The sequence below is a fragment of the Blautia sp. ZXY-1-B12 genome, assembly GCF_056339915.1.
The window spans coordinates 1-7,342 of the sequence record NZ_JBWJVP010000077.1 but is presented as its reverse complement, the minus strand read 5'-3'; the positions used below and the strand labels follow the sequence as shown (position 1 = coordinate 7,342).

General features: G+C 38.7%; 5 protein-coding genes and 1 pseudogene. 1 reads left to right on the top strand and 5 read right to left on the bottom strand.

Translation table 11 applies throughout. From position 1 onward, the window contains the following. Nucleotides 1–104: 104 nt before the first annotated feature. Nucleotides 105–1,322, bottom strand: coding sequence for an IS110 family RNA-guided transposase (locus AC075L_RS05520; RefSeq protein ID WP_476387299.1), 1,218 nt, complete (start codon nucleotides 1,320–1,322; stop codon nucleotides 105–107). 413 nt (nucleotides 1,323–1,735) lie between these two features. Beyond that, nucleotides 1,736–3,478: pseudogene (locus AC075L_RS05515) on the bottom strand (IS1182 family transposase). Between the two features lie 383 nt (nucleotides 3,479–3,861). On the opposite strand from AC075L_RS05515, the gene AC075L_RS05510 reads away from it, so the two are divergent. After that, complete coding sequence (locus tag AC075L_RS05510; protein ID WP_476387299.1) at nucleotides 3,862–5,079, top strand: IS110 family RNA-guided transposase; 1,218 nt, start codon at nucleotides 3,862–3,864, stop codon at nucleotides 5,077–5,079. Between the two features lie 368 nt (nucleotides 5,080–5,447). On the opposite strand, the gene trxB is transcribed toward AC075L_RS05510, so the two are convergent. The 3 genes from trxB to AC075L_RS05495 all read right to left on the bottom strand — a co-directional run. Further along, complete coding sequence (trxB, locus tag AC075L_RS05505) at nucleotides 5,448–6,374, bottom strand: thioredoxin-disulfide reductase (protein ID WP_476387306.1); 927 nt, start codon at nucleotides 6,372–6,374, stop codon at nucleotides 5,448–5,450. A gap of 15 nt (nucleotides 6,375–6,389) precedes the next feature. Further along, a complete protein-coding gene (locus AC075L_RS05500; protein WP_005330449.1) occupies nucleotides 6,390–6,713 on the bottom strand; it encodes a thioredoxin family protein in 324 nt (107 codons plus the stop codon). 330 nt (nucleotides 6,714–7,043) lie between these two features. After that, a partial coding sequence (locus AC075L_RS05495) for a NifB/NifX family molybdenum-iron cluster-binding protein (RefSeq protein ID WP_476387305.1) occupies nucleotides 7,044–7,342 on the bottom strand: 299 nt, incomplete at its 5' end.

Here is a 7,342-nt window from a genome sequence, read left to right as displayed (position 1 = left end):
TGTCCTGAAAACGTAGTTCAGCGATAACCTATAAACAAGCATTCTAAATAAGCTCGCCTTTTGGCGGGCTTATTTCCTTCTCTTAATTATACAGTTAAAGAGATTCATTTCGGCTGAATCATTACATTTACCCCTAACTTTTCTAATGTACGAATATTCCTATTGATTATCTTTTCTTGATTGATAACGGAGTAGTAGTCCGCTCCAAGATCATGATAAGGAACTTTCTCTTTTAGTATATGATAAATCGAGATTAACATGGTATGGGCTACTGCAATTAAAGCCCTTTTCCCACCTCTGCGCGCGGCAATTCTTTGATAACGGGAGTAGAGATAACTTTGCTTGTTTCGTATTCCAGCACGAGCACATTCCACCAACGTTGCTTTCAAATATTTATTTCCTTTCCGTATTCGTGTACTCATCTTTTTTCCGGCGCTTTCCTTACACTCAGGCACAAGCCCCGCCCATGAGCTGAAACGGGATTCATTTTGAAAGTGCTCCATTTCCACACCAGTTTCCGCTAAAATTCGTTCTGCACTTTTTCTTCCAATCCCAGGCATATCATCCAAAGCTTCGATTGCCCAATTTATGGATTCTGTTTTTTTTTTAATATCTGCATCTAAATCCATAATTAAAGCGGTCAGGCTTTCAATATGCCCAAGTTGATGTTTCAACATTTTTTGCTGATGTTCTGATATCCGTCCTTGTAGGGATTTCTGCATTTCTGGAATTTTATCTCTGGCTCTTCCTTCGGCAAGTTCACTTAAAACAACCGGATCTGTTTCTCCAGATACAATTGCCTTTAAAATTGTCATACCGCTTTTTCCGCTGATATCGGTAATTACACTGCTCAATTTAACATTGCAGCCTTCTAACACAGCCTGGATTCGATTTAATTCACGAGCACGTTCTTCAATTACCTCCTGGCGGTAACGGGTTATTTCTCGCAGTTCTCTTTGATCCCTATTTGGTATGTAACTTGCTTTTACTAATCCATGGCGTACCAGATCGGCAATCCACTCTGCATCTTTTACATCCGTCTTACGTCCGGGAACTCCTTTGATATGCTGCGCATTCACAACCATGATCGGTATCTGTTCTTCTTCAAATATATTATATACAGGTTTCCAATAAGAGCCCGTACTTTCCATGGCAGCCATCTCACAATCTGTTTCTTTCAGCCACGAAACTAATTGGAGAATATCTTCCGTCATTGTTGAAAACTGACGGATTTCTTTTTTTCTGACACTCGTAAAAATACAGGCTACCATCATATTTTTATGAATGTCAATCCCACAACACCGCTTATACAATACTTCCATAAAGCAAACCTCCTTCGCATAAGCCGATGCAGCTCCTTGCTTAATTGTTGGCTGTCCTGCGTCCTCATCAAAACCCGATGGAAACAAAAAGTGGTACACCTAAGGAGCTGAAAATCAGTCTGTCGGACGGGCTTGTAAGCACCAATCCCCTTCCGATCTTATTCGGCACCTTAAGTATACCACTACATAACGTATAGCTAGTATTCAGTTTTCATTTATTGTGGTGAGATTTTCTCATGATTGTCTGTCGGTAAATAACGTTTTTTAAAGCTGACAGCACCAAACAAAAATATCCTGACAGTTACAAGGCTTTCTGGCCCTGCAACTTGTTCAGGATATTTTTATTTCGATAAATACTTTCTGTTTTTGGCCGCAAAAAATCCTTGTTTGGATTTTTTCAGCCGCATTTTTTTCTAGGCAGTTTTTCCTTCAAATTTTCTCAGTTTTTCGTATAAAAAACGATGATATTTATTTATATTTCTTCCAATAGCATACAGCATGAATTCTTTATATACCATATCTGCCGAACGGTAATTAAAACGCCGGAAGTTCTCATTTTCTTTGATATCTCCAAAATGTCCTTCCGTCTGAATGGAACGTGTCTGGCGTTTCAGGATCCCGCGTTCACTCTGGATATTGGCATGCGATCGTTCTTTCAGTTCCTCCCATTGTTCATTGATCTTCATGACTTTGTTCTTTTCGGCATCTTTCTCCGCATCATACTTATACAGACAGCGCGCTTTATGTTCACATCCGCTGCAGTCTGCACAACCATATACCTCAAAGGTCTGTGTATATCCATCCTGCTCTTTGCTCTCTGTCCTGAGATGCCGCAGTTCACGTCCGTCATGGCAGATATAGAACTGTTCATCTTCAAAGATCCCTGTCCTCATGTTGTAATATTTACTGATATCTTCTGAATAAGCGCGTGTTTTTCGCTTTTCATGATCCTGCAGTTTTATATAACTGGATATTTCATTCTGTTTTAAATAAAGCAGATTTTTTTCACTACAGTACCCGCTGTCCGCAGTTACTTCTTCCAGAATACTCCCGAAAGCATTCTTATGTTTTTCAAGGACCGGGATCAGGGTATTATAATCGGTGCGGTCGCTGCTTACATATCCATGTACGATAAAATAATTCTCTACCGCGATCTGAACATTATATGCTGGCTTTAACTGTCCGTTCAGCATGTGATCTTCTTTCATACGCATAAAAGTTGCTTCCAGATCTGTTTTGGAATAACTGTTTCTGTCTTTTCCCATGATCTCAAAGCATTCTTTATATTCCATCAGTCGTTTTCCGCATTGTTCCAGTTCCTCATGCAACTGTTGAAGTGCAGGTTTTCTTTTTCCTTTTCCGTAAACAAATTCGATTCCCTCGTTGTCTGCGATCATCGTGAGATTGTTCTGGAGTTTCCGTATTTCAAGCGGTGAACAGTTATCGATCTCTATAATACGGTTATTTGAAAGCTTTTTATGTTTTACAAGCTTTCGTTTTCTGTTCTTTTCGATCACTTCCCGGACTTTATCCATCCCTTCGATCACAAACATCTGTGCATTTCCCAGCTCGTACTTTGTCCCATAATCATTCTCCTGCAGAAAAGAATTATATTTTTCAAAAAGCTGGTCGATAGAGTCCAGAAGTCCTGCCAGATGGTAATTGATGCTTCCGCGCCATACAAAAGTATAACGGTTCAGCATTTGCCTCTATCTTTGTACCGTCAATAAAAAGTTCTTTTAATGTGATCAGCCCTTCTTTCTGCAGCCGCCGCATAAACTGGTAATTCAGGTCATCCAGAACATCAGATGTCAGCTTTCTGTTTTTAAAGTCATAAAAAGCATCACGTTTCGGTTTTTGTCCGCGCGTCAGCCAGATAACAGCAAGGTCTCTTTCACACAGATCAACAATACGGCCAACAGAACGTATTCCCCGCATATTTGCATAGGTAACTACAGCATACATCATAATTGGGTTGTACCCGGTTCTTCCCTTATCTGGACAATTGACTAACAAGCCAGAAAAATCTAATTCCTCCATCACTTTTTTCAGGGTATAGACTGGATCGTCGTCAGGTAAACTCAATTCGAAGAAACTAAAGTTAATTTTCTGTTTCCCAAACTCAAAAAATCGTTATAATAATTAGTTGTTAGCATAGTTACATTATAACATGTAACGGAGAGAAAGATGGTTGTCGTTAGCCATCTTTTTTTCTTTTTTCAGATAAATTCAGGGATGGTATGACTCGTTGTGAGTCATACCATCTCTGCTTTGGAACTATCTATTTCCCGACAGACAATCATGAGAAAATCTCACCACAATAAATGAAAACTGAATACTAGCTATACGTTATGTAGTGGTATACTTAAGGTGCCGAATAAGATCGGAAGGGGATTGGTGCTTACAAGCCCGTCCGACAGACTGATTTTCAGCTCCTTAGGTGTACCACTTTTTGTTTCCATCGGGTTTTGATGAGGACGCAGGACAGCCAACAATTAAGCAAGGAGCTGCATCGGCTTATGCGAAGGAGGTTTGCTTTATGGAAGTATTGTATAAGCGGTGTTGTGGGATTGACATTCATAAAAATATGATGGTAGCCTGTATTTTTACGAGTGTCAGAAAAAAAGAAATCCGTCAGTTTTCAACAATGACGGAAGATATTCTCCAATTAGTTTCGTGGCTGAAAGAAACAGATTGTGAGATGGCTGCCATGGAAAGTACGGGCTCTTATTGGAAACCTGTATATAATATATTTGAAGAAGAACAGATACCGATCATGGTTGTGAATGCGCAGCATATCAAAGGAGTTCCCGGACGTAAGACGGATGTAAAAGATGCAGAGTGGATTGCCGATCTGGTACGCCATGGATTAGTAAAAGCAAGTTACATACCAAATAGGGATCAAAGAGAACTGCGAGAAATAACCCGTTACCGCCAGGAGGTAATTGAAGAACGTGCTCGTGAATTAAATCGAATCCAGGCTGTGTTAGAAGGCTGCAATGTTAAATTGAGCAGTGTAATTACCGATATCAGCGGAAAAAGCGGTATGACAATTTTAAAGGCAATTGTATCTGGAGAAACAGATCCGGTTGTTTTAAGTGAACTTGCCGAAGGAAGAGCCAGAGATAAAATTCCAGAAATGCAGAAATCCCTACAAGGACGGATATCAGAACATCAGCAAAAAATGTTGAAACATCAACTTGGGCATATTGAAAGCCTGACCGCTTTAATTATGGATTTAGATGCAGATATTAAAAAAAAAACAGAATCCATAAATTGGGCAATCGAAGCTTTGGATGATATGCCTGGGATTGGAAGAAAAAGTGCAGAACGAATTTTAGCGGAAACTGGTGTGGAAATGGAGCACTTTCAAAATGAATCCCGTTTCAGCTCATGGGCGGGGCTTGTGCCTGAGTGTAAGGAAAGCGCCGGAAAAAAGATGAGTACACGAATACGGAAAGGAAATAAATATTTGAAAGCAACGTTGGTGGAATGTGCTCGTGCTGGAATACGAAACAAGCAAAGTTATCTCTACTCCCGTTATCAAAGAATTGCCGCGCGCAGAGGTGGGAAAAGGGCTTTAATTGCAGTAGCCCATACCATGTTAATCTCGATTTATCATATACTAAAAGAGAAAGTTCCTTATCATGATCTTGGAGCGGACTACTACTCCGTTATCAATCAAGAAAAGATAATCAATAGGAATATTCGTACATTAGAAAAGTTAGGGGTAAATGTAATGATTCAGCCGAAATGAATCTCTTTAACTGTATAATTAAGAGAAGGAAATAAGCCCGCCAAAAGGCGAGCTTATTTAGAATGCTTGTTTATAGGTTATCGCTGAACTACGTTTTCAGGACAGCCCCCTTTCGTCTCTTTTTTGTATTCAGTTATCTACGCCTTCTTTCATCAGCATAATCATTGTATCAGGATAAAGTTCACAAAGTATCCGCAATACGTTCCCATAAGTTCATTTCATTATTAGAATCATACATATTTCAGTGTAAAAAGTTCACTATTCAAATTCTGATTATTTATAGTTAATATGGTCTATCAAAATGACTATTTTCTGTTTCATTATTTAATTTAACAAAACAATTCCTATGCCAAAAGGCGGAGTTCACTTTACATTTTCCCCATATATTTTTCTGCCATATGTACTGCCATAGCACCATCTGCAACTGCTGTTACTATCTGACGAAGTAACTTTGTTCTGACATCTCCTACAGCATAAACACCCGGAATACTCGTTTCAGTGTTTTCACCTGCCACAATATATCCTTTATTATCCAGTTCTATCTGATTATCTAAAAAATCTGTTGTCGGTTTTCTTCCTATACTCACAAACAGGCCGTCACATTCTATAATGTTTTCTTCTCCTGTAACTGTATCTTTCAACCGCACACCAGTCAATCGTTCTCCATAAATCAGTTCATTTACTGTATTGTTCCATCGAAACTCTATATTTTCAGTTTTCAACAGCTGGTCATGGTAGATTTTCGTTGCACGTAATGTATCTCTTCGATGAACAATGATGACTTTCTTAGCAATTCGACTTAAAAGAACAGCATCTGATACAGCAGAATTTCCACCACCAACAACCACCACAATCTTATCTTTATAAAACATACCATCACAGGAGGCACAATAAGCAACCCCATGACCTATCAATTCTTTTTCTTTAGCAAGACCAAGTTCTCTTGGATTTGCTCCAGTAGCAATCACTACTGTTTTCCCAATATAAATTCCCGAACTAGTTTCTACTCTCTTAAGCTTTCCTGTTAAATCCATATTAAAAACTTCAGCATATTCACTTTTAGCGCCAAATTTTTCCGCCTGTTTTTGCATTTTCTCTGCCAATGAAAATCCGTCAATTCCATTTTCAAAACCAGGATAGTTATCAATCTGCCAGGTCAATGACATCTGACCACCTGCAGATAATTTTTCTAAAACAATTGTATCAAATCCTGCTCTGGCTGCGTATAATGCTGAAGTATACCCTCCAGGTCCTCCCCCCACGATAATCATATCGTAAACATGATTTTCATTCATACAGCAGTCCTCCTTTTATTTTTCCAATGCTTCATTAATAAAATTCTCTATCATTATTTTTGATTCAGGTGCAACAATAGAATCTATTGCCTTTCCATCTCGATATAAAACCAGCGTAGGAATTATCTCAATCTTTTCAGCTTCTGCAATCTGTGGTTCTTCATCAATATTTACTTTTCCAGCAATAAGAATATCGCTGTATTCTTCACTTATTTTTTCATAAGCCGCTCCAATTCTACGGCAATAACCACACCAAGGTGCCCAGAAATCAACCAAAACCGGTTTTTCTTTATGAATTAATTGTCCAAACTTTTCTTTATTTATATTTATTGATGTCATATTTTTCAACTCCTTCTCCTGTTTGAACTTAATATACCTCATAGAAAGTCTTACTTCAGTGATAATATCACAGAAAAGATAATTTACTTTATTACACTTCTTTTTATTTCTATTTATGGCATATGCCAGTTATATAATTGACACATCTCAATAAATTAAGTATACTCCCATCTTTGACCGTTACAAAAAGATGGGAGTACTATACGCTCAATTCATTACTTTTGGCAAGTAAGAAATAATCAATATGAAAATAACAAAAAAGAAGGCGCTGCGGTAACTTCTCCATTGCCTTGTCACATCCTTTCATATTATTATTTTTTACTATTCTTCTTAATGACAGCTATGGCTTCCACATCCGTGCTCGCCACATGTATGTCCTTCCCCGTGGTTGTGTTCATGGTGAGAACACTTCACATCTGGATTATAGTCAAGTGTATCATTGATAAAAGCTTCTACTGCTTTATCCGCATCTCCGGATACTCCTCCGAAAAGCTTAATACCGGCTGCCGCTAATGCTGTCTGTGCACCGCCTCCGATTCCGCCACAGATCAGAACATCTGCATTCAACGCATTAAGAACTCCCGCCAATGCACCATGTCCGCTTCCATTCGTATCTACTACTTCTGAAT